The 26,460-nt window shown below is 57.8% G+C and carries 29 protein-coding genes; 2 read left to right on the top strand and 27 right to left on the bottom strand.

The window, feature by feature from the left end; translation table 11 throughout:
• Nucleotides 1-126 precede the first annotated feature (126 nt).
• Nucleotides 127-648, top strand: a complete 522-nt coding sequence (locus tag QRN20_RS01070; RefSeq protein ID WP_285359916.1) for a hypothetical protein — start codon at nt 127-129, stop codon at nt 646-648.
• A 28-nt stretch (nt 649-676) separates the two neighbouring features.
• Nucleotides 677-1,243, top strand: coding sequence for a hypothetical protein (locus tag QRN20_RS01065; RefSeq protein ID WP_285359915.1), 567 nt, complete (start codon nt 677-679; stop codon nt 1,241-1,243).
• 147 nt (nt 1,244-1,390) lie between these two features.
• On the opposite strand, the gene QRN20_RS01060 is transcribed toward QRN20_RS01065, so the two are convergent.
• From QRN20_RS01060 to QRN20_RS00930, 27 genes are all read right to left on the bottom strand, one after another.
• Nucleotides 1,391-1,936, bottom strand: a complete 546-nt coding sequence (locus tag QRN20_RS01060) for a DUF2514 domain-containing protein (protein WP_285359914.1) — start codon at nt 1,934-1,936, stop codon at nt 1,391-1,393.
• Nucleotides 1,933-2,478 carry a glycoside hydrolase family 19 protein gene (locus tag QRN20_RS01055; protein WP_285359913.1) on the bottom strand — a complete coding sequence of 182 codons (546 nt, stop codon included), beginning with the start codon at nt 2,476-2,478 and terminating at the stop codon, nt 1,933-1,935. The genes QRN20_RS01060 and QRN20_RS01055 overlap by 4 nt, the downstream gene beginning before the upstream one ends.
• Before the next feature lie 97 nt (nt 2,479-2,575).
• Nucleotides 2,576-3,904: a tail fiber domain-containing protein gene (locus QRN20_RS01050; protein ID WP_285359912.1), complete on the bottom strand. Its 1,329-nt coding sequence runs from the start codon at nt 3,902-3,904 to the stop codon at nt 2,576-2,578.
• A gap of 24 nt (nt 3,905-3,928) precedes the next feature.
• A complete protein-coding gene (locus tag QRN20_RS01045) occupies nt 3,929-4,609 on the bottom strand; it encodes a hypothetical protein (RefSeq protein ID WP_285359911.1) in 681 nt (226 codons plus the stop codon).
• Nucleotides 4,609-4,917, bottom strand: a complete 309-nt coding sequence (locus QRN20_RS01040) for a hypothetical protein (protein ID WP_122418411.1) — start codon at nt 4,915-4,917, stop codon at nt 4,609-4,611. The genes QRN20_RS01045 and QRN20_RS01040 overlap by 1 nt, the downstream gene beginning before the upstream one ends.
• An 8-nt stretch (nt 4,918-4,925) precedes the next feature.
• Nucleotides 4,926-8,726, bottom strand: coding sequence for a TipJ family phage tail tip protein (locus tag QRN20_RS01035; protein WP_285359910.1), 3,801 nt, complete (start codon nt 8,724-8,726; stop codon nt 4,926-4,928).
• A 57-nt stretch (nt 8,727-8,783) separates the two neighbouring features.
• A complete protein-coding gene (locus tag QRN20_RS01030) occupies nt 8,784-9,371 on the bottom strand; it encodes a tail assembly protein (RefSeq protein WP_032632986.1) in 588 nt (195 codons plus the stop codon).
• 54 nt (nt 9,372-9,425) lie between these two features.
• Complete coding sequence (locus QRN20_RS01025; RefSeq protein WP_122863870.1) at nt 9,426-9,773, bottom strand: hypothetical protein; 348 nt, start codon at nt 9,771-9,773, stop codon at nt 9,426-9,428.
• Between the two features lie 450 nt (nt 9,774-10,223).
• A complete protein-coding gene (locus QRN20_RS01020; protein WP_285359909.1) occupies nt 10,224-10,997 on the bottom strand; it encodes a C40 family peptidase in 774 nt (257 codons plus the stop codon).
• A gap of 2 nt (nt 10,998-10,999) precedes the next feature.
• Nucleotides 11,000-11,749 (bottom strand): phage minor tail protein L, encoded by a 750-nt coding sequence (locus QRN20_RS01015; RefSeq protein ID WP_285359908.1) that lies wholly within the window; start codon nt 11,747-11,749, stop codon nt 11,000-11,002.
• Nucleotides 11,750-11,758: 9 nt separating this feature from the next.
• Nucleotides 11,759-12,097, bottom strand: a complete 339-nt coding sequence (locus tag QRN20_RS01010) for a phage tail protein (protein ID WP_217669421.1) — start codon at nt 12,095-12,097, stop codon at nt 11,759-11,761.
• A gap of 2 nt (nt 12,098-12,099) precedes the next feature.
• Nucleotides 12,100-15,585, bottom strand: a complete 3,486-nt coding sequence (locus QRN20_RS01005; RefSeq protein WP_285359907.1) for a phage tail tape measure protein — start codon at nt 15,583-15,585, stop codon at nt 12,100-12,102.
• 10 nt (nt 15,586-15,595) lie between these two features.
• Nucleotides 15,596-15,844 (bottom strand): DUF1799 domain-containing protein, encoded by a 249-nt coding sequence (locus QRN20_RS01000; protein WP_285359906.1) that lies wholly within the window; start codon nt 15,842-15,844, stop codon nt 15,596-15,598.
• Nucleotides 15,845-15,906: 62 nt separating this feature from the next.
• Nucleotides 15,907-16,290, bottom strand: a complete 384-nt coding sequence (locus QRN20_RS00995; protein ID WP_122498939.1) for a phage tail assembly chaperone — start codon at nt 16,288-16,290, stop codon at nt 15,907-15,909.
• A 3-nt stretch (nt 16,291-16,293) separates the two neighbouring features.
• Nucleotides 16,294-16,947, bottom strand: coding sequence for a phage tail protein (locus QRN20_RS00990; RefSeq protein ID WP_122569947.1), 654 nt, complete (start codon nt 16,945-16,947; stop codon nt 16,294-16,296).
• A gap of 397 nt (nt 16,948-17,344) precedes the next feature.
• Nucleotides 17,345-17,755, bottom strand: coding sequence for a phage tail terminator-like protein (locus QRN20_RS00985; RefSeq protein ID WP_285359905.1), 411 nt, complete (start codon nt 17,753-17,755; stop codon nt 17,345-17,347).
• Nucleotides 17,752-18,408: a hypothetical protein gene (locus QRN20_RS00980; RefSeq protein ID WP_285359904.1), complete on the bottom strand. Its 657-nt coding sequence runs from the start codon at nt 18,406-18,408 to the stop codon at nt 17,752-17,754. Before QRN20_RS00980 ends, QRN20_RS00985 begins: the two co-directional genes overlap by 4 nt.
• Nucleotides 18,405-18,773, bottom strand: coding sequence for a hypothetical protein (locus QRN20_RS00975; RefSeq protein WP_285359903.1), 369 nt, complete (start codon nt 18,771-18,773; stop codon nt 18,405-18,407). The genes QRN20_RS00980 and QRN20_RS00975 overlap by 4 nt, the downstream gene beginning before the upstream one ends.
• A 45-nt stretch (nt 18,774-18,818) precedes the next feature.
• Entirely contained in the window at nt 18,819-19,022 is a 204-nt protein-coding gene (locus QRN20_RS00970) for a hypothetical protein (RefSeq protein ID WP_285359902.1), read from the bottom strand.
• Between the two features lie 36 nt (nt 19,023-19,058).
• Nucleotides 19,059-19,559, bottom strand: coding sequence for a DnaT-like ssDNA-binding protein (locus QRN20_RS00965; RefSeq protein ID WP_285359901.1), 501 nt, complete (start codon nt 19,557-19,559; stop codon nt 19,059-19,061).
• A 3-nt stretch (nt 19,560-19,562) separates the two neighbouring features.
• Nucleotides 19,563-19,991: a CTP synthase gene (locus QRN20_RS00960; protein ID WP_285359900.1), complete on the bottom strand. Its 429-nt coding sequence runs from the start codon at nt 19,989-19,991 to the stop codon at nt 19,563-19,565.
• 45 nt (nt 19,992-20,036) lie between these two features.
• Nucleotides 20,037-20,987, bottom strand: coding sequence for a major capsid protein (locus QRN20_RS00955; protein WP_122414423.1), 951 nt, complete (start codon nt 20,985-20,987; stop codon nt 20,037-20,039).
• 12 nt (nt 20,988-20,999) lie between these two features.
• Nucleotides 21,000-21,728: a beta-N-acetylhexosaminidase family protein gene (locus tag QRN20_RS00950; RefSeq protein WP_025995769.1), complete on the bottom strand. Its 729-nt coding sequence runs from the start codon at nt 21,726-21,728 to the stop codon at nt 21,000-21,002.
• 490 nt (nt 21,729-22,218) lie between these two features.
• Nucleotides 22,219-23,310, bottom strand: coding sequence for a minor capsid protein (locus tag QRN20_RS00945; protein WP_285359961.1), 1,092 nt, complete (start codon nt 23,308-23,310; stop codon nt 22,219-22,221).
• The gene (locus QRN20_RS00940) at nt 23,285-24,706 is read right to left on the bottom strand and encodes a DUF4055 domain-containing protein (protein ID WP_285359899.1); all 1,422 of its coding nucleotides are present in this window, start codon (nt 24,704-24,706) and stop codon (nt 23,285-23,287) included. The genes QRN20_RS00945 and QRN20_RS00940 overlap by 26 nt, the downstream gene beginning before the upstream one ends.
• Nucleotides 24,703-26,004, bottom strand: a complete 1,302-nt coding sequence (locus QRN20_RS00935; RefSeq protein WP_122863861.1) for a terminase large subunit domain-containing protein — start codon at nt 26,002-26,004, stop codon at nt 24,703-24,705. Before QRN20_RS00935 ends, QRN20_RS00940 begins: the two co-directional genes overlap by 4 nt.
• A complete protein-coding gene (locus QRN20_RS00930; protein WP_010430521.1) occupies nt 25,991-26,452 on the bottom strand; it encodes a DUF2280 domain-containing protein in 462 nt (153 codons plus the stop codon). Before QRN20_RS00930 ends, QRN20_RS00935 begins: the two co-directional genes overlap by 14 nt.
• Nucleotides 26,453-26,460 lie beyond the last annotated feature (8 nt).

Here is a 26,460-nt window from a genome sequence, read left to right as displayed (position 1 = left end):
ACGATCGCCCGGATTCACGTGTGCTGGCCGCCCTCCGCCAGTATTGGCGCAGGTACGAAAGCTAAAAGCTGTTGACTAATTTGGAAGGAGCACTAGGAAGTGAATCGCGCAGAAAGAATAATGTTCATGCCCAAAGAGGATCTTAGAGCAATTGCGATCCTCCTTAAGGCTGGACTCGAATCTCATGCTCTCGCAACAATATACGCGTCTATCGACCGCATGGCATGGCTGATCTCGGCGTCTGAAGAAAGTACTTCCGCTGACTTTAAAAAGTGGACGGACCAGTTCCTGATCGTAGATGAACACTTTAATTTTAACTCTAACGACCTATGGGCCGCGAGGTGCGGCCTGCTTCATACGGGTGCAGCGGAGTCGCGGGATTATCGAAAAAACAATGCTAATCTCATTTACTATAAGGTTAAAGAGGAACGGGCAGATGATGTGGTACTAGAGCTCATTAAGCCTATGCTTGACGAACTGGGTGTTTCTGCAGAGCGGGTACGGTTCGTCGATTATTTCTGGCTAGCAGACCGCCTGATAGACTCCATGAGTCGCTTTGAGGACTATCTAATTGCCCAACCGATGATATCTGCAAGTGCGACAAAAAAAGCAGATAGGCAAATATCATTTCAATCTTTGCCCTCTTAAAAAATTATCTCAGCAGGAAAGAGCCTTGATGGATATTGCAAGCTCGCTACTCTCAGGTGAAAAACTTATCGCGGCTACCATCGGCGCAGCAATAACGGCTCTTGTCTTTTTTATCAAAGAGGTAAAAGCGTCAAGAGTGCAAAAGTACGAACTGCATGACAGTAATTTTGAGCTTGCGGCGAAGAGCCTTAATCTCATGATTCAAACTTCCTCACTTTCAAAAAAAATGCTGGTACAGATGGAGGGGCTTTGGGAGCCCACACCTGACCTCGTGTCTTTGAAAGACCTGATTATCGAACTCTCGGATGACATAGAGAAGCGTTTTAATGACCGGAATCGCACTCATGCCAGTTTGTACGCCCAAGAGAAGCCCGCAAGCTTACGCAGCCTTCGGGCAACCAGTAAGATGCTGAAAGCATCGTTACTGCAGGATGAGATTTTGCTTAGGCACGCAACAGATTGGCAAACAACAATGGCTAACAAAATAGCTGAGCGCGCTTCGCTGCTTAAGAGCAGGGAGGCTTTACTCGCTGAAAAGGACCGGCTTACCCAATCACTTGCTGACTCGCCCTTTGATGTACCCGAGGCGAAATGACAGTTTGCGCCAGCTTTGAGTCTGCAATTCCGGTCTGCACGGTCCAGATGCGTTTGTAAATCCACCGATTCAACCATAGAGGCCAAGTACTGGGCTCGGTTTCTCCGGGGACTGCGCGACGCTCACGACGAGGGTTTGAAACAACCCTCAACGCCTCGAAAGTCTGCCGCTTTCACCGCTCGCTACTCGGCTTGGTGCATTGTTGAAAGCCTGGCACGCCTGCCCCGCTACTCTGAGCTGATCAGCGTAGCGCGCCAGCTCTCCCGCTCGCGCGTCAGCCCGGCTGAGCAGGTCGGAGAGCACCATGGCGGCGCGGGTGGCATTCTTGCCTCGATCGGCAATTCCGGGATCGCTGGGCACGCAACTGGCGGAGGCTGCCAGCTTTCCTGCTTCACTGCGCAGCCGGTCGCCAGCAGCGTCAGCGCCAGCGGCATCAGCGATCGCAGCGGTCTGTTCTTGTCTCGCATCATTTGCCACCTGATTGGCCGCTTTCTGGCGGCGTTGTTCTTCGGTTCGGTATTCGTTCGTGGTGGTGGCCACGGCCCGCGACTGGGTGCTGACCTGTTCGGCCCACTTCGCCTGCCATGCCAGATCCGTGACGTTCGCGCCGTGTCGGTATGCGCCGTACAGCGCGCCGGCCACGGCCAGAAGGATCAGCAGCACGCCGCCGAGCCTTGCATAAAGGCCGTTCACGCCAGCACCTTCAGCGCCCGGTCGTACAGCGCCTGCCTATCTGCCAGTCCGTTGGTGCCGCCGTTGATTCTGCGGGTAATTTGAAGAAAGTCGCCTTTGTCGGCCAGCGAATTCAGGCCTCGGCTACTCCAGTACCACGCGGCCGACATCGCGGCGTGCTCCGGTTGCTCGAGTAATTCCGGATGACTGATCAAGTCCAGGCCCAGCGCCTCACCACATTCGGCATAGTTGGCCCGGCCGGTTACCTGGATCAGGCCGCGCCCGCGGTAGAACTGGCCGTCGCCGTCCGCATCGGGCGTATTGCCCAGGCGCTCAGCCAGCTTGCCGGTGTCGTACTTCGACAGGTACTCGCTGCCGCCCAGCTCGCGCACGTAACGCAACTGGCCCGACTCATGGCCGATCTGGGCGATGAACGCAGCGATGCGCTCCCGGGTGATGATCTGGTATTTGCCCATGGCGGTGTTCAGGGCAGGAACAAAAACGCCGACTTTAGCGCCGGCGTTCGGGAGGATCTTCAGCAGTTGCTGTGCGGTGATGGGCATTCAGGTTTCTCCAGGCAAAAAAATACCCGCTCGATGGCGGGGTGCGGGTGCTGCTGTTCTGTGGTTACGCTGTGGCAGGCTCCGGCGCAGGCTGCATTTAAGCCTTGAGCGCGATCACCTCCGCGCGCAGCTCTTTGACGGCGCCCATCAGATCGGTGATCAGCGCCATCGGATCAAGCTGCTGGATTCGAGCGTTGCCGTTTTCGTCGATGCCATCCTTCTCGCCCGATGCCGCCAGCGGGTTCACCTCTTTGGCTTCATGGGCAATCAGACCCTGATAGGTGGTGCCGTCGCCACGGAAAACGTCGCCGAACACTTTCCGTTGATAAGTGACGATGCGGTAGGCGTCGATTCGATCCAGAAACGAAGTCGGCGTGAAATCCTTGATGTATTTCTTGAGGCGATAGTCGGACTGGAACAGCGTCATCGACCCGATATAAGTCGCGTCGATGTAAACGTCAACATACGAGCCGGTCCAGTTGAAGTTGTAAGAGGTCGTGCTTCTTGATCCGTTCAGGCCGGTTCTGCACCAGGTGCCACGCGAGGCGAAGCGACCGTCCAGAGTAAGCGTGCCGGTAATGTCGTTGATCAATCTGACGTCGTAATCGGCCGCCGTGTTGTTGAAGTGGAAGTCTACCCACGGCGTGGTGTGGGTCAGCTCCAATGCCCTGATGGTGACTGCGTCGGTTGGCCCGAGACCGAGACCTCTCCTGGCCGCATCCTGAGTTTTCCCACCGGTACCGCCCTGCTCAACTGAAAGCGCAGTGGTCAGCCCCGATATTTCCTTGGTGATGACCTTGGTAGGCGCAGTCAGAATGCCGTCGTAAGAGTAGGTCATTACCGGGCCGGCAGCCGTGTTGTCGGAGTTCACCGACCACCACGTGTGCCCGCCCAGCGCGCCACCCCGGTTGCAGATGTAGTTTACTTCGCCGTTCCCGTTCCCGTTCCAACCGACATAGAAGCCTTGGACGTTGTAGCCAACTGGAGCGCCGCGCAAGCCCATGCTCTTGATGAGCATATCGTAAGCGCCGCCTCTCAGGCCGAGGCTATTCAATGCTGCTACGCCTGTTGTGGCACCGGTCCCGCCCTTTTCGACTGGCAGAATGTCGTAGTTGCCGGTCGTGCCCAGCGCCGCCAACTGGGGGCCAAACTGGAGCCTGAGCTGATTGAACGCATCAGCCAACAACTTGGGGTAGCCCTGCACCGGCATGATCGCATAGGCCGAGCCGTTGACGGTCGGGCCTTTGTAAGCAGGCAGAATTGAAATCACTGTGGGACTGACCACGTTCGTAACTTCGTAATTGAGCCCGTCTGGGCCTATGAAGGCATCTCCGATACGCGCGCTTGCATCAAATCCGGCGTTCACGCCAACTACAGCAGTTGATCCGTTTGTAACGGACACGGTCCCGCCTCTAAGCCATGGCATAGTTATTCACTCTATTAAATTTACTTAAACATTCATTTTTGCGAAAACGGCAGGCAAGAAGAACGCAATTGGATTAGAAGATGCGACCGTGATCGCATATAAAGTGGAATTTGGAAAGTCCCACCAGCAATAAAGATCACGTGGAATCGCGCTACCTGCATTCAACGGCATCCCGAACGAATTTATCAAAAGATATTCGTTCTCCGGGAAATTGAATGGCACCGAGTAATAGCAACGCGTGAGCCCTTGTGCGTCACGATCTGCCCCAACATAGGTCCAGCTCTGGAATGATCGAGTGAAATTGGCGTTTGCTGTGCCTGAATCGAAAAGCAGCTTTGTGCTTCCATCCCATAGACGCATTCCATAGTCAGCAACAGATTGAGCTCCGAACTGCGCGACAAAATATCGACCGTTTGGCTGCGCGGTGTTTACGTTATAAGCCCGCACGTAAAAACCAGTCCAGTTACCGGCCGAGCCTATCAGCCTCATCCTGCAAAGCCCCGCAATCGCATTCACTGTATCCGGCCGAACAAAGACCAGTGGTGGCTCTTGCGATGTAACAGGACGTGCAAAGTAAGTGGTGGAGCCAAGTCCGCTTTCTTCGGTTGGTTGATAGCGCCCAGACGCGATAACCATCAAACGAGCGTATTCCGAATCCAAGACCACGACATTGCTGTTATTTGAAAACTCCAAGCCATATGTCATCAGGAAAACCTCATAACAATAAGTCTCATCGTCCCCGAGGCCACAGTGCTTGATCCATAAGTTCTGGTGTGGTTATAGACCCGTGCCACCCCTTCCAATAACTCGGTTTCCAGCTGCTTTTGATTGTTATCGTATGCCCCTACCGGAACGACAATAGCGACACCGTTAGACGGCCCTACCCCCGGAACGGGAAAGTCCTGACTGGTCTTAGCGCTACCGGAAAACGTCACAAGCGTGCTGAGTGAAACTCGGATCGTGAAGGATGTTTCGTCCAGCTGGGGCGCAGAGTCTGCGCCCCATGTCCTCATGCCATGGCTCATTCGCTCAAATCTCCGAGCTGTACTCGTTTAACGCCGTTCACGTCATACACACGGACAGAACGGTTTGTTATCACCAGTCGGCCCCCGCCGGCGACCATGCCATTGATTTCGAGCGTGCCGTTTTTGTTGAGAATCCAGCCACTCTGCCCTGCCAGGTAATTGGTCGAACTGATGTAGCTGCCGATCTTGGCGTTGGTTATCGTGCCGTCTTGAATAAACGCCGACTGAATGAAGGTCTGACCACCCGTGATGCCGAAAAACGACTGAGGCGATTGCGAGCTTGTGTTCATGACCAGGAAGGTATCGGCGCGCACCACGAACTGTGAGATTGTTCCAGCCGCCCCACTCTCAAGCCCAAGCCCAAAGCCAGCCGCATATGGGATGTTGTTCTGTGTGAGCTCCATCCTCACCGACCAGATTCCAGCCAGCTTGTTGTTGGTGCTGGCCAGTGCGCTGGTTGTCTGCTGCACGGCAACGGACGCATCGTTCGCCTTGGCCTGCGCCGTCTCGACGAGCGAGGATAGCGAGCTGTCTGCGTCCGCTCGTGCTCTGGCCTCAGACCGTGTTGCAGCCTCGTTCGCCGCGACACCAGCTTTCAGTGTCGCAACCTGCTGCGCGCTGGCCTCTCGGTCAGTGTTCGCGGTCGACTCAATGGTGGTGATCTTCGATTCGCTTGCGCCGACACGTGAATCGATTGCCGTAATCCGCTGGGCAGTTGCCTCACGATCCGTGGCAGTCGTCGTCTCGACGGTGGTGATCCGCGCTTCGGTGGTGCCGACGCGCGCCTGAAGCGACGTCGTTCGCTCGGCCTGTGCGAAGTTCTCTGCCGTCCTGACCTTCACTTCCTGTGCCGCGCTGGCCTCGCTGTCCCATCCGAGAAGCGCGTCCAGTAGCTCGCCTTCCCCAGTGTCCTGTCGTGATGCTGCCTGCACCGCCTGCATCTGCGCGGCGGTAACCGTGGTCTTTCCGTCCACGGTGGTGATGTCTGCGGTGTTCTTCGTGACCTGGGCCGCCAACGCATTGGCCGTGCGGATCGACTGACCACTGTTCACCCAGTACGCCGGGTTCGGCGGACCGTTCGCGCCGCTGGCATTCGCCGGGACGTTCACGATGGCCGTCCAGAGGTTGTCGCCCACGCGCACGGTGTTGTCCCGCACGTAGGCATCAGTCGGCACGTACACCAACGCATCGGTGATTTCGCCGATCTCGGCCTTGAGGTCTTCCAGGCGCTCGTTGACCGATCCCGGACCATCGCCGTCGATCAGATCGAATCGGCCAAGCAGGTGCTCGCCGAACTGGCTTTCCGTCAACTTACCCGTCAGCAGGCCAAGAACAGGAGTGGCGTCGCTACTGGCCTGCCCCATGACTCCGTTCCCGACCGGGTACCAAGGACCGATATTTCCGGTCCGGTCTACCAGGCGCGCCCAGAAGAAGAACCTGACGCCCGCCTGCAGCCCCTGCATGACGTAATGGGCCTGCGGATACGCCAAGTCACTGAGCTTCGTGGCCTTGGCCAGATCGGTCGTAGGGCCGTACCAAATTTCTGTCCGCTGCGTGTCCTCTGCACCTGATGGGAAAGCCCATTTCAGACCAATCGCGAAAAGCAGTGATTCGGCCGTCAGCGAAGTCACGGCTGGCGGCAATCCCTCTTTGCCTTTGAGTTGCGTCAGCACAGAGCTGCGCCAGTTGGACGAGAGGTCGAAGGCACTGACGGCGCGTACTCGAGCCAAATACGCTCCAGCGTAAATGCCCGTGATATCGATATTGGCGGAGCCAGTGCGCTGAACCTTAATCCAGTTTCCGCTATCTCTGCGCCACTCCACATCGTAAGCAACAGCACCGGTCACCGCAGGCCAACTGATGGTCATTGTCGTGACCGCAAGGCCTTGGGCAACGGCGGTGGTTGACGTCAGCGATACGCTGGAAGGTGCTGGGACGACGGTGATCGGAATTACACTGATCGGCCGCTCTTCGAGTCGCGCGCCAGTGTCGATGTAACCGAACTTGCTCGGCTCGTACTGCAGGGCGGTGATTGCATACTCGCCTTCCCCGCCGCGCTTAACGCTCAAGACCCGGTACAGAGGGATAGCCAAGTCATCGGCATCCAGCGCCCACTGAAGCTGGCTCGTCGGAGCTTGGCTGTATGCAACCGTGACGGTTATCTCGCGGCCTGCCACTGACTGAACCGTTCGCCCCTCAGCCTTGCCGCTGGGCAAATTCACAATCAGTCGATCGCCCGCTTTCGCGAGGGTGTCCCGGTCGAGCGTGACGACACGGCCAGCGGCGCCGGAGATACGCCCACCGATTTCGCGTCCAGCCAGCAAAGAGTCAGCGATTGGGATGATGTAGCCAGGTAGAGGAATCGCGCCCTCCATGCCGGTGCTGAAGCTGACCGTGCGATCTTGGTTATTGCTCATGACGACCCACTTACCGCGGCGCTGCGCCTCCGAAGCGCGCGTGCAGCCAATTGCGGTCAGCTCAGTTGGCTTGTCGCCAAATCGACGCTGCAGGACAGGATCGGCGAACGGAATAACATCGGTGTCATAGTTGTTGTCAGGGTTGTCGTAGCCAACAATCGCCCGGGTGTAGCGTGTCTTTGCCGAGGCGCTGCCATATTTGAACTTGCCGTCGATGACGTTAGAGCGGGTGAATACGTAGTCGAAGTCCTGGCTGCGAGGCATATCAGCCTGTGCCACCAGCTGCCCCTGTGCCCAATAGGTCATACCGCGATAAATGCCGGAGATATCGCGCAGTAGCGCCCAGGCGTTGGCCTTGCCCTGCAGGTTCATATCACACAGGAAGCGAGGCTCTACGCCACCGACGCCGTTCGGAACGTCTTGGTCGCAGTACTGCGCGATGCGGTACAGCTCCCATTTATCGACCATCCACGGTTTGATGCGCTTGCCGAGGCCAAACCGATCTTGCGTGCAGACTCCGTAAGTCACCCAAGCTGGGTTGTTGGTCCAGGCCTCTTTCATGGAGCCGTCCCAGACGCCCGAATAAGTACGGCTGAACGGATCGTAATTGCTCGGCACCTGCCATCTCCGCGCTTTGCACTTCACGGTGACGGCTGGAATGTTGGTGAACTGCTCGGCGTCGAACTCGATGTAGAGCAGCGCTGTGTTCGGGTAGCGCAGCTTTGCGTCGATTACTTCTGTCAGGCCAGCCACCAGCATGGTGTCGGCGATCTTGTTGGTATTCTGGTTCGCGGTCAGGCGGCGGACGCGGATCTGCCAGCCTGATGTCGCGACGGGCAAGTCGATGCGGCGCGATCGCTCGTAACGGGTAGTGGTCTTGCCGTCCACGGCCTCCAGCAGCGCTTCCCTGTAGCTGCCGCCGTCCGTGGCAACGTCGATGGCGTATTCAATCCGGTAGCCGCCTACTCCATTATCGTCTTGCTTCTGGAGCGCGGGCCACGCCAAGCGCACGCGCGCGGCAGACAGCTGGGTGTTGGTGATTGAACGCACCCAGGGCGAGTCGTTGCGCAACTCGACGTTGACGGTCGTCTCGTTGTCGATAGAAGGAATGCCAGGGATGTAGGATTGATCGACAGAGCCGCTACGCCATTCCCATTTGACGTTCTGGAAATTGAGATTGCCGCTGGAATCTCTAAGCGGTGTGTTATCGAGATAGATATCGGCGTCGGTAGGTGTTCCCTCGAACTCGCCCTCACCCACTGCAATCAGCAGCTTCGCCCGGTTGGTTGAGCGCAGGCTATCGGATGCCTCGGTCGACGACTTCGGGTTGCTGCTTCCGCCTTTCTCACCGTGGATATCGATATTCAGTGCTGCGCCCATGCTTTTCTCCAGGCATAAAAAAACCGCCTCTCGGGCGGCTTGGTCTTACGAACGTGATTACGTTTTGTCTTCGGCGTATATCGATGCAGAGATGATCGCCCCGCCCCAGCGCCGATCGCCGATGCAGATCGCTACCGGGTTTCCGCTGGCCGTCGTGTTCTTCGCGCTGCCGAAAGCGTAGGAAGGGGAGTTTTCCGGTGATGCGCTCTGTTTCAGTCCGGAGGCCTGAGGGCTGAGCATCTGGATTACACCGCCAGCCACCAGAGAAATGCCGATTGGCATCAGCACCTGAAAACCCGGTATGAAAGATGCGGCAATCAGCACAGCGCCAATTACGGTCTGGAAAAGCCCGGCCCTCTTGCTGCCGCCAATCACCGGAACGATCCTTACTTCCCGTGAGCCTCCGAGAGATAGCGCCTCTTGGCCGACGTTTCGCCCGTTACGAAAAATTGCGAATCGCATACCAAGTTTGTCTAGGCGCTTGATCTCGTCTTCAAACCCTATCACCGTGGCATTCATCGCCTTGAACACCTCCTGAGTTTGTCCGGTGTCAATCAATCGCCGATGTCTTCGACCAAACTTTCTGGCAAGTGAGCCGGAAAGCAGAATGGTGGTCGTAGGCGTGTAATTCAGGGCTGCGGTCATGTTTTCTCCGGACATTAAAAAACCGCCCGGAGGCGGTTTAATGTGTTTTGCTGGTCAGAGGCAGCGGTTCAACGAGTCTCTAAGCACACCGCGCCCTATCTGGGCCCAGGCTACACGCTGGTACAATTTCACGATGCTGCCGCTGCCTGCCTTCTCGATATTCAGAACATCATCCGTCTGTCGATTCATTTCGCTCCCAGCGACGATGCGGTATCCCGAAACGGTCTCACTCATCACAGAACTTGACCGGTAATCCTGCCATGCGGGGTACACGCAAAGCGCTATTGCTTTCGGGGCCTTCGTCGAGGTTGTTGTCAGTTGCGGTTTTTCTGCCATCAAATCCGACGGCGTCGAGCATCCAGCCAGCAGCGCCAAAGCCAGTGTCCCTATCAGAATTCGCATGGTGATCCCTCGGTATATTCAGGAAGATTTAGACCTTAAACATGCAGCAAACCACTTGTTCTCAAACTCGCTCATGGCAGACTTTTTATTCGCGCGGCTACTGTACACAGGCTTTGAATAGGCGTCCTCAACCAAAGCGGCAGTCAGGTCATCTGTGTACTGGTCTCCGGTTTTGATAGCCATCATTTTCGCCATAGATACCTCATCTTGGCGAGCCTCCATGATTCCTTTGGCCATCTCGGAAAGACTGGTGCATTCATGCAGAACGGCCTCGCTGGGCGCAGCCGCGTGGGCGCTTAAGCTCGCTGTGACGAGGGATATTAGAAAAGGTGTCCTTGGTAATTTCCTCAAAACGCCGCTCCGTGCAGGGGACATGTGCTGTTGGTTAAACTCAGGTCTAGCAGTACAAAAACGCAAGGCTACCAGTTCAATCTTCCCCGACACATCCGTTTAATTTATCGCTACCGCCGTATTAATCTGGCTATGCCTAAGGATAAGACGTGTCCTGTCCAACCACGGACCACCGAAAACGATGATTTCCGACGGTCTGCCGTACAGGTGGTGCAACAGGAAAGGACCGGGGCCGAATACCCCGCTTTCTTCACCGGTCAGCGAAGCGTCCGCGCCGAGATAGATGCCAGCGTGGTTCGGGTGCTTTGTCCGCCCGACCTCCATCACAATCATGTCGCCGCGTTGCGGCTGATCAACCCGGACAAAACCGGCCGCCTCGTAGTTGGATTCGTACAGACTTTCCGCGTCCGAACTTTCCCACCAGCCGTCGGTGCGCTTGAACGCTTCGAAATCCAAACCATATTCGCGTTTGTACCAATCGGCGCAGACCTGCCAGCAGTCCCAAGCCCCATGGACGAATGGCCTCTTCAGGAGCGGGGTATTGCCGACGGGCACGATCGTGCGCAGATCGCCCTCAGGCCAACTCAGGATATGCCATGGCAGTTCGGTTGCCTCGCACATAGCCAGGTCGCGAGGTGACGGCCTGCTGGTTGCGTCCGGGTGCGAATGGACAACGCCGATCACGGCGCCCACGTCTTCCGCAGCCGCGTAATCCTCAGGACTGATGCGAAACTCCTCCTTTGGATCGGTCGCCGTATTGGTGCAGGGAAAGTACTGCTGCTTTCGCCCCACGCCTAGAAGCAGTCCGCAGCACTCGCGCGGGTACTCCGCTGCCGCGTGCGCCTGCACGGCAGCCAGGATGTATTTCAGCATGGTCAGCTCCGCGCGATCAGGGACACGGCGGGGAAACCGCCGAAAGGTACTTCGTTTCCAGCCCCGAAGCGCGGCGTGCAGCCGCGCGTCAACGTGGCATCGCAGACATCAAGTTCAGGGTTATCGGTGGGCTGCCCGTCCTTGTCGACGTATGGCCCGGTGTAGCCGCAGTTCGGCCCGCGATATCCGCCGGTGAGGCACCAGTGGCAAAGGGTTGTCATTTGGCGGCCGACCGACTCGCCACCAACATCGCCCGGGCTGGCCAGTTCCCAGCTGACGGTTTCGCCGTCCTCGTTGGTTTTCTGGTCAAGGTACCAAATCTCGATGGTTTCCTGAGTTGGATCGGCGTCGAGATTTCCACCGGGAAAGTTCTCGGCATCCAGATATCGGCCCAGCGTATGCCGCATGGTCAACCTGAATTCGAGCAGATCCTCAAAAGCCAAACATAGCGCCGTGATCCGCCCACTGACATTGCCTGCGGAGAAAACCGGTCGCACTGCTGTGCCATCTCCATTGGCTTCGATGCCGTCGATTTGAATCGGCCAAGCGCTGTACTCGTTCCCCTGCCACCAGATCGGCTTCGCGGGAAGCTGATCTGCGTCCAGGCCAACTGCAATGAGTTCGGCCGATGTGTGGGGTATGGCGTGGCCATGGAAGCGCAACACATCTGCGCCGTATTCGGATCCGTCCAGCTCGAATAGCAAAACCTCGCTGCCGGGCTCGAGTGTCTGGATATCGGCAATCAGTGGCATGTGAAGTCCTCAGGGGTGAAAGGCCCTGTCGAACGTGGCCGTCAATTTGAATACGTTGCCGCCCATGGGGGTGGGAACAGGATTTTTGCATGTAAAAAGACCTAGCTGTCCCAGCGGCGTGGTCCATAGGAATGCTTTCGCTCCCGCGTGCCGATCAAGGAATTCCATGATCTGCAAGACTCTCTCCTTGGTGCCGGTGAACGTGATCGGGTATGAGTCCTCCTTGTTGTTCGGCCCATCGCCGACGTCTTGCTTATAGCCGCTGCCAAAACGAGAGGTGCGCACCCGATAGGAGATATCGGGTGTGTCCCCGTGTTGAGTCGGCCAAGTAAAGGTTTCAATCGTCATGACTACCTGCCATTTGTGAGCCGCCAGATTGATCCACCGGGCTGCAGCGCGCGGGCAATCGCAGTTTCAGCCTCAGCTTTCGCTGCACGCTGTATGCCTTTGCCAAGCTCAGTTGATGCCTGCTGAGAGTCGCCACTGGTCCCGCCGGAAGTCTGGACTGATACGGCAACCGGGAAGTTGTAGGTGTTGCTGTTACCGCCGCCGCTGCCCAGTGCCCGCACGCCCAGCTGGCCGCCTGCGGTGCGGGTCAGCGGCATGATTGCCTCTTCGCCCGCCTCCCCCATGACCCCCACTCCACCTCCCGCGATACCGAAAGCGGTCGGCTTGCTGACGATGCTGTTGGTGAAGGCCCCGCCGTTGGCGAACATCTGGACGCCACCAGACCAGGCACCGCCTTTGGCCTGGGCAATCCCGGACCAGCCGCTGAGAACCGAATCGCTATACCCGGCCGCGCTCGCGCCAGCATTCGACGACACAGCGCCGGCAGAACCGGACGCCAGCCCATTGCTGCCGCCACCGGTGAAGTAGTTTGTCGCGGCACCCACCAGTGTGCCGAGAAGCGCCGAGCCTGCTTTGCGTGCTTCGATCCGGGCCATGTCCGCCAGAATCGACTTGGTGAAGTCCGCAAACGAAAACTTTCCAGTCAAGGCGAAGTTGACGACAGCGTCCTCCATGCTGCTGAAGGCGTTGGTGAACAAGCTCTTCGTCTGCCCGGCAACGTCCCTGGCCGATTCGAGGTAGTTCTGGAAAGCAGAGGACGCACCGACACTCCAACTTCCTTGGGCGACGGTCATATCGTCGTAATTCGCCTGCACGGTGTCGCGCAAATCCTGCTGCGTTTTGCTCAGCGCCGCCAGTTTCAGGTTGTACTCGTCAAGGCTCATGCCCCGTGAGCCGTCACCGTATTGGTTTGCCAGCTCGACCTTCTGTTGGTTCATGCGATCATCAACAGAGTTTTGCTGATCGGCCAGACCGCGCTGCCGGTCACCCATGCCGAGAGTGGCGGCAGATCGCTGGCCCTGCTCGCGCAAGGTTTTGACCTGCTGTTCCAGCGCGCTGGTGTATGTCGATACCGCCAGTTCCTGTTTCTTGAGCCTGCCCTGCTCGCTGGTGGCCAAAACCGACAGTTCGCTGTTCGCTTTTTTCTGCGCCTCCACCATGGAGGTGCGGGCATCGGCGATCTTCTGATCAAGCTGAATGCGCTGCTCGGCGCTGGTAGACGCCTTTCCGCGAGCAGCCTCAAGTGCCGCTATCTCCGCCTCATAGGCAAATGTCACGTCGCCCTTCTGCTGCTCGATGATCGCTGCGCGCTGGCTGGCATAGGACTCAGCAGACACCAGTCCAGCTTTCTGCGATGCGTCCAGTTCCTTTTGAGCGATATCGTAGTAGCCGGTGATCGACTTCAGCTGATTTTGCGCAGCATTGAAGGCAGTCAGGTCAACAGATCCGGCCGGCTTTGCAGGATCCTTGTTCTTGTCCTTAATGTTTTGCAGGGTCTTGGCAACATAGTCGGCCTGAACCTTGGGATCGTCCGGATTGGCCTTTTTCAGAACCTCAACATCACGCAGATAGGCCTTGGTCAGCTTGTCGCGCTTCTCAGCATTGGTGAGGTTGGAGTCACTGATCAGCTTGAGACGCTGCTCGGCGGCGATACCCTCTTTCTGGCGCTGGGCCTCGTTACCTTTGGCGGCTGCGATCGCCGACTGTGTTTCGCGCTGCTGAGTGAGGAAAGCCAGCTCCTGCTTCATAGCGTTGAGACGCTGGGCCGCATCGGTATCTGTCGGGTCGTAATTGACCTGGCTTTGCGCATAGGCGGCCTGTTGCTGCAGCTCGACTATTTTTTGTGCGTCGTCCTGCTCTCGGCCAATGTTCTTAACCGAGTCGAGCGTCGCCTTTGCCGAGTCGCCTACTGCCTTCCATCCGCGCTCCCAAAGACCGAGGTTCTTCGTGATGTCGCCTGAGCGATCATTGATAGCGTCACCGTAGGCATCGGTAAGAAGCTTGGCCGCGCCTATCGTGTCGCCTTGCTCTTTGAGCGCCACGATTTGACTGTAAACGGATGCAGTGAGGAAGTTGTACTGATCGTTCAATTCCTTTGCGGCAGCTACAGGGTCTTTCCCTATTTTTACGAACTCGGAAACGGTTTTCTCAACTGCCTTGCCGGTAGCGTCCTCCATCGCTGCAGATGCATCAGCTACCGTCTTGAAGCTTCCCGATGCGATGCTGCCACTGTTTGCGATTTGCGCCAGAGATGCTGCGGCCTCTCCGACGGTCCCATTGACTGCGGCTACCTGCCGAGCCATCACAGAGAGGCTGCCAGAAGTTGTGCCGGCGACGTTCCCGGTGAGGATCAGGGCTTTGTTGAAGTTGTCAGTTTCCTTGCTGCCCTGGCTGTACCCGTAGATCAGCGCCCCAATAGCTGCGGCAGCAGCAACAGCGCCCGCCACGACAAGACCAAAGCCGATGGTGAGTGGCGGGGTCGCAGCGTTAAGGGCTCCGGCAGCCTCCTTGGCGTTCTTCGCCGCATCAGCCGCAGTATTTGCGCCCTCAGCCATTGCGCCAAGACCGGCCCCGGCAGCTTCTGCCCCGTCGGCGGCCGCCTTAGCGCCGGTCCCGACACTTTCGAAGGCTTCGCCTACCGCGCTTATGCCCCCGCCTATGCCGAGAATGGATTTGATTTTGCTGCCCAGCACGTCGAGTGTCGGCCCGATGCCACCGAACGAGTCCTTGATCTGCCCACCCTGCTGAAGCAAAACCAGCAGGGGGCTTTGTCCTGCAATGATACTGGTGAAGATATCTGTGAATTGCTCGGGCAGCTGTTTCAGCGCCTGCTCAGTCTGAGCCGACGATGAACTGGTCTTCTTGAGCGTCTCGCTGAAATCTCCAAGCTTCTGACGGGACGCGTCAATACGGCTGGAGTACTCCTTGAACGTATCGGCATCGATGAGCCCGGAGTTCTTGTATTTCTGCAGCTGTGCCTGCTGCTCATCAAGCTTACTGAGGGCTACCAGAGTGGGGTTGATCTTGCCCAGAAGGGCCTGCAAACCTTCGGCCTCAACGCCGGTAGCGGCCGCTGCCTTCTTCGTCGACTCAGCGAGCTGGTCGGTCGACCCCACCAGCGCATCAGAATCAGCCTGCAATCGACGCCGGAGCGCTGCCAGGCTGCTGACAGAAGAGCTTGAGGCGTCCACAGCCGAAGTATTGCTGGTAACGCTGGTCGTCAGGCGCTGGTAATACTCACTCGAATCCAGCGAGGCCTTGGCCATCGCTGTGAGTCGCGTCATCGCCTGCTCGGTTGTTTCGTTGAGCTTTGTTTCCGCCGTAGTCAGCCCTGTGGCCGATGTAGAGGCCTTGTCAAAGCCTGACGAGACGCCCTCGGCTGCCTTCTCTGCACGACTGCCAGCAGCAGCCAGCTTGTCCAGATCGGTAGCGGCCTGCACGGCATCGCCGGAATCAACCTTGATTCCGAGTTCTGCAATGGTCGTCATGAGCGCTCCGTTATTTCGATTCGCTCATCACGAGCAATGCTTCGACTTCCATCGTGCGGAGGTCGGAAAAGATGCCAGGTAGTTCGTTGCGCTTGATGCCGGCCATGTGAGCTGTGACAGGGATTGCGGCATAGTCGAGACCGGATGCGCCGCCCGGCCCGGTCCGCCACTGAGTGGAGAGCGATTCGAACAGCCGGAATGCCTTCCATGAGTCCGGCCAGACCTCGACCTCTTCGACGGGAATGTCAGCCAGTGTCATGCCAAAGGCGGCGAGCTCCTGCTCCGACGGTCCAGGCTCGTACAGCGCCCGGGCCGCCGCCTTCAGTTTCCCAGGCGTGCAGGGTCGTAGGCCGACTGGTATGCGTCGATCACAGCCTGAGGCGCGCCAACGCAAGTGGTCACCAGTGCGGCAACGGCCTCGTCAGTGAACTTGTCGTCGAAGGTCCAGCCGGTCACGACGTCTTTGATCTGCTCGACCTGCAGCGCGATCTCAGACGCGGTCACTTCCTGCCAGGTGATGCCGTCGTCAATGCGCTTCGCGTTCAGATCGGCGCGGGCCGTGTTCCAGCGCTCGAACATTTCGGCAAGCGCCTTGCGGTCCATGTACTTGAATTCGAACTCCACCTTCACAGGTGCCTCACCGATGCGAGGGACCATCACCGGCGCTTTGAACGTTGGATTCTGAGCAATCTTGATCTTGGCCATTGGTTACACCGCCGCCGAATAGCGTGTCGGGCGGGCTGCCAGCGACAGAGTGATGACACGGGTCATGACGTTGTTTCGGTCGAGTGCTGGGGTCGAAGTGATCGAAACATAGGCGTTGTAGTAAATGACCGAGCCGCCCGGCAACTTCAATCGAACGACACGGGACTGCTTGTCTTCATCCGCAGCCTCGACAACGGGCACGTATGCCAGCAGGGGATCGTCAGCGACAGTGACAGTCATGCTGGTCGGGGACTTTGTGGTCGGCAGTTGGCGGTCGTCATCGTCTTCCAGGAAGCCAAAGGTCGTGAACTGCTGATCACCGCCGCTGGTAGCAACCGAGGTGATTTGCGAGATCTGAGCCCAACCTGAGACGCCCCGAACGGATCCTACGCCAGCGCCTGCGGTATAAACTTCTGGGTTAGACGTATTAACACCGCCCAGAGAGAACGAATCAGCCGCAGAGGCGGTGACACGCGCAACGCGGTCATTCAGGCGCGTCCAGCCAGAGGTGACGACGACAACATCACCATCGTCGAAGGCGTGACCGGCAGCGGTTACAACAGCGGGATTCGCATTGGAAATGGCCGAGGCCAGCGCTGCAGCACTGAATACCGCGCCGATCTCCAGAACCGCGCCGTTGGGTAGTTTGAACGCCATTGGTGTTTCCTCTTTTCAGAAATAAAAAACCCGCTCACTGGCGGGTTTTGGGTTTGCCCAATGGGCGAATTAGTTGAGAGTCGCTACTGAGGAATGCGGTTGCTTTGGTATTCCTCAAGCGGCAATCCCGACTTCGAGCCGATAACTACGCCGGTTAGGCCGCAATGAGGACAGCACGCGTGTTTATCCATGTGCCATTTTAGGATTTCACTGGGAGCAGACCACATCCCGCATGCGGTGCAGATGCATCGATCGCTGGCACCAATTTCATCACGGTTGTTCCATGAATGGTCATCAGCCGATTCATCCAGCCACTGTAAGCGCGCTTTTATTTGGTCATCCACGGCATGGCCTCCGGTTAATGTATTAGCAGAAACCCATTCTAGCGGGGCGCTGTTCAGTTGGTGTCGGCGCGATACTGAAACGAGGCAGAGACTGTCAGCGTGCTGTCACCGGTAATCGGCGGCCCAGACTCCACCGGCGTGAGCAACAGCACCTCAAATGCGTCTTGCTTGAGCCTGAGATAGGCAGGGAACAGAGCGGCAATGTCGTCGACAAGGCCCTCAGCTTCGCCAGTCCCAATGCCTGCTGGGGTGACAACGTTGACCTGAAACACGCCGGTATAGACGCGGTGATCGCCCGCCAAGGTGTCGGTACCGGTTCCGGCCGGAAGCATGAACGCTGCCAGATATGTCTCGTCTGCCTCTGGCGTGAAGCTGACACCCTGATAAGCGATCCTTAGTTTGCGCCCGCCTGCCCACGCTGTGAGTCTCTGCTCGAAAAGTGAGCGGATTATTTTGTGGCTCATACCTGGTTATTCCTGATGGCCGCCTCAACGATCTGCTGGGAGCGCGCCACGGTGATTCGAACCATGCCGCCCGGTGCCTGGGTCGAATGCCCAAATTCCAGCGGGATGGCGTATGGCAGGCTGTTGGTGATGTAGGCGACGTCGCCGGCGTGGAATTCCAGCACACCGTTGACGATGCGCGCCGTGGATTTGCTGCCAGTCGGGTCGACCTCTTCTGTAGTCGTGCCATCTGGCGCGCCAATCCCGAACATCCAGTTACCACGGAATCGGCCGCCGACGTAATCCTGGCCAGCTACGAGCCCGTTGACGTTGAAGTTCTGGACACGCTCGGTCTTGGTCAACGGCTTGGCGTATTTCACGCCTCGCTTCAGCTTGCCGGACTTCGTGAAGTTCGACTCTGTCAGGTTGATGGCGGTATTCCGCAGGGAAACCTTGAAGTCGTAGTCGTCGGCTGCGCGGGTGTTCGCATCGCGAAATGCCAGATTGGCCGCCCATATCTCAGGATTGCCCACCGGAGACATCCGGATGACGCTGCTGCCGATCTCGATGATGATCTCGCGAAGACTGACATCGACCGCTTCCTTCGCCTGCTCGGCAAATTTGGCGAGATCGAAGGCGAAGCTGCCGGACTGACCAGCACCTGCGCGGCTCATGAGCGCACCTGCAGCTCGTAGAGCAGTGGTGTGCCCGCAGGGTTGGTCTCTTTCAGCGGTGGAATGATCGACCAAGTGCGACCCTGGACCACCACCTTGCTGAGCAGCGTCGGCGGATGCTCAAGGCCCTTTGCGGCAATTTTCAGCTTCTTGTCGCCAACCTTGATCAGGGTATTGGTCTGAAACTCCTGACCGGTGAAGTCGAGCAGGATGCCTTGGGCGGTTCGCTCCGTGACCGTCTCTGGTGCTGTGGTGCCGGTAGACGGGTTATAGCCGCCCTTCACCGCATCGCGGATGGTGACTGCCTGGCCGTATTCGGTAATCAGATCGAGGGCCATCACGGCCATATCTTCGTAGAAGGCCATGGTGGCTCCAATTGTGAAAAGCCCAGCGCTATAGCTGGGCTTTCTTTACTTCGTCTTGCCGGATATAAAATCACCCGCAGCTTTGGTTCTTTTTTTACGCTCGCGCAACAGTCCGTCAGCCAAATCAGCTGCGACCTCTACAGCCTGCTCAGGTGACTGGCTTGCTGCGATTGTCGCGCCCAGTGCGGCAGATGCATATTGATCCCAGGCAGCAGCCTCATCAGCAAACAGTTTTCTTTCATCCGACATTTATGTATCTCCGTTAGTGAAGGCGCAACGCTATCACTATGCGCGGACAGCAAACAACCCACGCTTCAGAAGATAATCCGCGAACTGGGTGGCGCTGGGCCGATCCGGCGCAGCGGGCAGCAATCGCTTGCTCATGTTGCTGATGGTCGCGTATTCACGCTCCACCACGCCGTCGACCTTTTCCTTCGTGACCGCGCCCTTGCGCTTGTCGATAGGATCAATGTCGTCGACATGAATCTCTGCGGCCAGAGCCATCTGACCGTACTGAATGCGTGCCGGAAGGTAACGCTCCGGCTTGTTTTCCCCATCAAGGCGGATCTCCCGGCGAGGCCAGGCAAGTGCCTGCTCGCTTGAAGACTTTCTACCCTTCCAGGTCATCCCATCCATCGCCAAGGCGGCACGGCGCAGTAGCGCCTCCTGAGCAACCTGTTCAGCCGGGATCGTTGCACCGAATTTCAGGGCGTAGCGAGCCAGTTCTTCAGCAGTCGCGTAGCTTTCAGCAGCAGCCACGCCGGTGCCGTCCTCGATGATGAGCATGGGTTATTCCTTGATGTCGTTCAGACGATCAGCCTCGGCCTTAGCCTGGGCTTCGTCACCCGCAAAGTCGCTGAATCGTACACCGTCACGGGTGATGATGATCCATTGGTTGTCCGCTTCCAGCTTGGGGATGTAGACCGGCTCTTCCTTGGTGCCATCCTTCTGGGTGCCATTGGACTCAGGCTTGGTTGGGCCTTTGCCCGGCTTTGCAGGAGTTTTGTCCGCGGCCTTGCCCTTGCCTTTCACCGGCGTCTTGCGTGTTTCGATCTCTACGTCAATCTCGACCGTCTCATAGGCATTGACGATTTCCGGGTAATCGCCAACCACGGTGACCTTGGTCACGCCGCGTTCGACGTTCCGGAACAGATCCGGGTTGCGATAGCGCTTGTTGGGATCGAAGTCGCCGCGCTGGTTGCTGTAAACGAGTTCCATGATGTTCTCCCTGGCGGCCATTTCTGACCGCACCTGTCGGATGGCTTATGCAGCCGGAGTGAGTTCGATCATTACGCCTGCAGTGACCTTGTCGCTGGCAGAGTGCTTGACCCAGTTGGCAGAGGAACCGACAGCAGCGAGCGACGGATTCGCGCCGCCGGCAGTTTCCTTCCAGCTGTAGCCCAGAACATCAATGTTCACGACACCTTCGGCGCGGTAGCCGATCGCAAGGTTTTCTTCGTCGTTCACTTCGTAAGAACGGAAGCCAGGTGCCTGGGATTCTGTGATGGTGACGGCGCTGGGCAGCAGACCGAAGATCACGTCAGTCGGCGCCGTGTCAGTGACCAGCACAGGCTTACCGAGGGTGCCCGGTAGGCCGCCGTAGATGACGACGCCCGCTTCTTCGTACAGCTTGTTGGTGATCGCCTCGTCGACGATGTCGAAGTAGGCCGACGAGTGCATGACCCAAAGCGCGATCCGGCCGAACTTGTCGCCGAATTTGCGCATGCCACGGGTCAGCGTCTTCTTGCCATCTGTTTCGATGTTGGCCTCGACCACCATCGCAGGGTTGGAGCCGATGGAGGCGCGCAGCGCGGCAGTGGCGTACTGGACGAAGCCTTCCAGGGTTGCGTCTGCGACGTCTTGGCCGATGATCTGGGAGAACTCATCTACCGGGCGACCGCGACGCTTGAACGCCTCTTCGGTGGTCTGATACGGCCCGTACTTCCACGGAGCCTTGACGCCTACGGCCTCACCGGCGCCGATTTTCTTGGCGACGACTTTGGCTTCGGAGTTGACGTCACGGTGATCGAGCGAACCCGCCAGCTTGTAGAAGGCACGCTTGCGGAAGTCACCTTCGATCAGTTCGTTGTCGAGGATGATTGCGCCATTGGAGGACGCGTTGAAGATGTCCAGATTGTCCTGAACACGTTCCAGGTACGCGGTCTGAGCTTCATCGTTGTAGATGATCAGATCGCTGTTCACAGTTGTTGCCATGGGTGAATCCCCTTACTTGGGCAAATTGAGGTATGCGGTTTGGCCGTGCTTGCGCTGGTAGTCGCGCTTTTGCGTGGCTGTCATTTCGGAGCGCTTCAGTGCAGCCTGGCCGCCACCCCCGCCCGGGGCATTCGTACCCGAGGCCCTTGGCCACAGGTGAGGAGCGCTTTCGCGCAAGGATTCCGCCCATTCGAGTGGAGTCAGAGGGGTCTTGCCGTCTTTGCCGAGAATGGTCTGACCAGACTCGTCGACGGCGACCGCTTCGCCCTCTTCGTTCAGCGAGAACACGCCTTTGGCGCGCAGAATGATGTCGTCAGTCGCTTCCGGGAGGGCACCTGCCTTCAGAGCGGCACCGCGCACCGAATCGCCCAACACCTTGCCTTGAAACTTCGCGGCGAATGCCTCGGCTTTCGATGCGCGCTCGGTGACGGCCTTGAGCTGCTTGTCGTAGTCCCCGCGCAGGCGCTCGGTGCGCTTGTTGAACACTTCATCCACCTTGCCCTCAGTCAGAAGCTTGGTTTCCTCGTCCTGACCGGCGCGGCTCAACAGTCCTTTAACGGCGTCGATGTCGATGCCTTCGAATTGGGTTTCGAACTGAGTCAGCTTGGTAGAGGTATCCTTCAACTTACCGAGCAACTCGGTGTTTTTGGTTTTCAGACCCGAAACGGATGCTTCAACGGCAGACGCGATAGCGGCCTTGATTGCCGGGTTTTCCAGGTCGATTTCGTTTTCTTCTGCCACGGTGATGCACCCCTTGGGTTTGTTCGCCCGCTTTGCAGGCATAAAAAAACCCGCCGAAGCGGGTTGATTGGTTGTAACTACTTAGTACCGAACCATCCTCAAGCTGCACAGCCCCTCATCGCTAGTCGCGAATTGGTAGATCTGATCAGTGAGACACAGAAGATCTTTCCTGGACTGATCGACCACCGACGACGAGCTCTCTTTATCCGCTATGCCTACGGAATAATTGCGAACTTCTTTCTTTAGCCAGCTATGAGTGAGGACGCAGTCCAGTACAAGGTTGATTGCCGCTGAGTGCTCGATAGAACCTCCTTTACGGTAGGATCGTATCCAGCTGATTGCTCGTCTGCGAATAGCCAGTTTCTCACCTACGTTGTCCGACCAACTTGGGTAAAACGCAATAACCAGTAACTCAGAGAGCTCGCTTCTTTCAGCTTCAGGAATAAAACTCAACACCCTGCACATCCTTTTGCGTATAGATTTCTATGAATCATACTCCAGCTCGCTCGAAGGCTAGCGGCTCGAGCTTTTTCATTTGTTCCAACGTCAGCGGATTGAAATTGCGGTCGAGCTGCAGCTCAGAGAAGCGCTCAAGCGTCAGCCCACCATCACGGAACAGCTTGGCGCGGGTCGGGCCAAGCGCCTGGTCCTGAAACGCCGAAGGTTGGAGCTTGAGCCAGTCGTAATAGCTGAGATCGGCAGCGACCTGGCCTCCGCCATTCGGCCCTACCGAGGCGCGTGTGCCGTCCTTGCTGAGTAGCCTGGTCCATTTGGTCACGGGTACGAATGTCGTCCGGCACCTGATGTGAAACGGTGGTCGTGGGCCGGAGTCGACCGGAAAGCGACGTTTGTCCATGGACCGACAGGTCTGAGTCGTTTTGCTGTCGAGCGTGGCGATGATCTCTATCTCGGCGACGACATCAGGGTTGGCCTTGATGGTCTCCATCCGCGCCTGTGAGGCGACGTGCTGCACAGCCGTGTGCACGACCGCACTCGCATTGCGCTTAGTCGTTGCGAGAATCCCGTCGCTGTAGCCTGCCGTCTTGGTGCCGCGGATCTTGCGGATGATCTGGAAATTTGTTTGCCCCTCGAAGAAGCCTTGGCGTATTGCACCGTTGACTCTCTCCCGTTCCGTTGACGCCCAATCCTTTATGAACGGCTTGAGCAGTTTGCCGCCGCCGGTACCGGTGCCACGCACGCTCAGCGGGTTGTTAAGCACTGCCGACCGGATGGCACGTGATGGGGGAATCACTGCGTCGAAAGTTACGCCCACCGGCGCCGACCGGTTCAAAGCGGTCGCCTCGAACTGCGCCTCATAGCTGGCCAAGTCGATCAGGTCGAGGTTCAGCGTGTCGGTGTACCGATCAAAGATGCCGAGCAACAGACTGTCAACCTCGTCCAGCAGCTTGTTCAGTCGCTGGATGTTGTACTCAGTCAGGTCTGCTCTGGTGAGCTGCTCGCGCACCGCCCGGTCGATTTCTTTCAAGAACGGCGCGAATTTCTCGACTTCTCCTGCTTTCAACTGCTCCAGAAACACTGAATGCCTGATCGTGGCATCAAGTACCGCTTGGTTGACGGCCATCATTTAAGCCCTCGTCGTCATCCAGGCCGAGGTTGTCGGTCTGCTCTTGGAGCTCGCTGTCAATCTGCTGGTCTGTTCGCTCCGGAGCGATCAGCCCGAGCTTGCGCAGGTAGCCACGCAGGTCAGCCTTCGCAAAGCCGCCGCTCTGCCATAGCCCGACAAGGGCCGTGATCATCTGCGGATCAGCGCTGAGTTCGACGAATTCCTGATTGACCTGGTAGGCCGTCTTCCCGGTAACGCCGAGGAACTGAGCGCACCAGCCCAAGGCACGGGTGTAGGCCTCGTTGATGTTCGCGACACAGATCGCGAGCACTGAAGTCGATGCTGACTGGTCGCCACGCGACTCCGTGGCAGTCTTGGCGGTAAGCGATGCAACAACCATCCGCGCGCCCAGATCAATCATCATCTGGTTCTTGTCGGCCATCGCCTCTTTTACCAGCGTATTGGGCTGAGGCTGGGCAAAGCCGAACGTCTCACCGGCTGGAACCGGAATAGGCGCCCGAGAGCCGACGTAAACGCCCTCTCTGCGCGCCATTTCAAGCCACTGCTCGTCCACCCCGCTGATCCACGGTTGAGCCTGACCACACCAGAACACGCTGTCCTCGTAGTCGGCGCTGTTCCGGTAATGCCCGAGGTTGATCATGGCAATGTCGTACAGCGGTGACTCGTCGATACTCGGGTCGTTGTTTTGGGCGCCGATGAAGGTGAACGGGATTTCTTTCAGCCGTCCGCCCTTCCCTTTTGGCTCGTACTCTTCGACCACTTCCAGAGGGCCACCACCGCGCGGGCCTTTTCGACGCCAGACCCGGCAGACGTACAGTCCGTCGTCGCCCAGCGCCAGTTCCCGGAACTGCTCGGTGCATTTCAGTCCAAAGCCGTCGGCTTCCTCATTCATCTCACGCAGGATGACCATGGTGAGGACGTTGTGCCCTTCAACCATTCCCGTACGCCAGTTGATGATGTCCTCGGCGGCGTACGTCAGGATGACTGAGTGCCCGCCAATGCCGCCGTCCTCGTGAAAGTCCACGAACAGGCCGTGCCGCCCAGTCTCCAGCACGCGCTCAAGCGAGCCCTGAGACTGCTGGTAGATGCTGACGCCTGCGCCATTGGCATTGTCCTGGAGGTATACGAGCTTTGCAGGCACGGTCAGCGTTGGGTCTTTGTGAAAAGCCAAGCCGATCAGACCGTTTCGGGTGTGGCCCGTGGCGTTCTTGAATACTGCGCGCTCACGGTACGACTTGTTGCGCTCGACGTTCTCTTCTGATTTGTCGTGCCGATTGATGTAAGGCAACCGGTCGACGACACGGTGCTGGCCAGCGCAGACGTCGCGCACAGTCAGCCAGCGATCCAGCGCCTCGATGTATTCAGGCCGCTTGAACGAAACGTCGTTGGTCATCGGGCGTATCCCAGATTGAGAGAGGCGACCGGTTTAACGATCGGGAATTCTTTGTGAATGAAATAACCGCCCGCGTCGTTCGCGTGGTCGTTGCCTTGAGACTTGTCCGGCTCGCCGTTGGCTGCCCAGATTTGCTGCTCCAGTCCATCCGCATATGCGGGACAGGTGAACGGATTCACGAGATAGCGCCGCTCGCCTCGGGCGTTGCTGAACATGGCATTCATCGCGTTGATGCGGTCCTTCACCGGCGGGTTCGCAGCTGGGGCGATCACCGTAAAGTTTGCCTGCTTGAGCATGGCGATATCTGTAACGCTGGCGTTGACTGACTTGCGCGAGTCGCCGGATGCGTCTGGGTAGATTCGGATTTCACAGGTCTTGATGTACTTGTCGCCGTCGTGGCGCCAGTAGCGTTCCTTGATGCGTCGGATCATGTCGGGCGTGTCGTACCCGTCCATGAGTTCGTCCACGGCGCGAGGCAGCCCCTTGTCCCGTTTCACATGGGTAATCGCAGCCATCTTGCCCACGTTGAAGTCCATGCCGATGAACAAAGGTTCGCCCGGCTGCACCGTGTCGAAACACTGGTTAAGCTTGCGGTCATAAGCGTGGTAGATCGACCCGGAAGTCAGGTTGACGAATTGACCGTTCAGGTACGCCCTGATCAGTTGCTCGGGATACGACTCCATCAGCGATGGTATGTAGTCGTCCGGCAGGTTCAGTTCGTTATCAAAGGTACTGGCCTGGATGAGGCCATACATATCCTTGAGCGCTGGCTTGTCGCGCAACTGCTTCACGAACTGCAGGAACACGAACTTGAAGCCTTCCGGCGTTGTGGTGACATCCACGCCGTTCTTCAGGCCGGGCAAGTTGTAACGCATCCGGGCAATGATCTTGCGCCATGCCTGCTGCGCCTTGATCGAGGTCAGAACGTCCAGCTCATCGACCAGAGCGTGCCCGACCTTGAAGCCAACGATGGTCTGAGGCTTCTCCATCGACCGGCAAATCACCGTGCCGCGATACTGCCGACCTGTGTAGATATGAACCTCATGGTTCGCCTGGTTGATCTTTGTCTTCAGGCCCCACTCGTAAGCCACCTCTTCCATCGTCGGATAGAAGATGTCGCGGATCTGAGGGTACGTCGGTGCGAAGTAACCGGCGTTGACGCCTGGCCACTCCATGAAGTGCTTGCTCAGCGCCGAGCAACCGACCCAGGTCTTTCCAGAGCCGAACCCGGCAACGAATGCACGGAACTTGTGGGGCAGCAGCAGGAATTTCGATTGCGGGACATTAAGGCTGGGCATCAGGCTTCCTCGCATCCACTACGTCGACCTGGATGCGAGTCGGAATCGCCGGTTCGTCGCCCGCCTCGTCCTTGCGATGTCGGTTGACGTACATATCGCCGGATTCTTTGGCAGCCTGTTCCAGCACCTGGAGGGCCAGCGCCAGGTTACGCATGCCCTCTGCTTTCTCAACGATCCTACCGAGGGCGCGAAGCCGATAAGCGCGGTTGGCGATCGGAATCTCTGCTGTGTCCTCACGGAAACGCTTACGGGTGTCATGGAACAGCGTCACCCATCTGGCCGCAAGGTTCACGCCGGCGCGCTTTGTTGGGTCGTGCGACTCACACTGCTGGCGGGATATCTCAATACTGAATTCTTGTTTGACCTGCTCTACGACTTGCGAGGGAGTGTCGAAGCAAGCCAACGCCTGAACGATGAAGCTCTTCACCTCATGCTTCAGGGCTGCCATAGGTTGGA

The sequence above is a fragment of the Pseudomonas sp. fls2-241-TYG-175 genome, from assembly GCF_030209155.1.
Taxonomy (GTDB): Bacteria; Pseudomonadota; Gammaproteobacteria; order Pseudomonadales; family Pseudomonadaceae; genus Aquipseudomonas; species Aquipseudomonas viridiflava.
The sequence above is the reverse complement of the archived record's forward strand: the minus strand, read 5'-3'. Positions and strand labels throughout refer to the sequence as shown.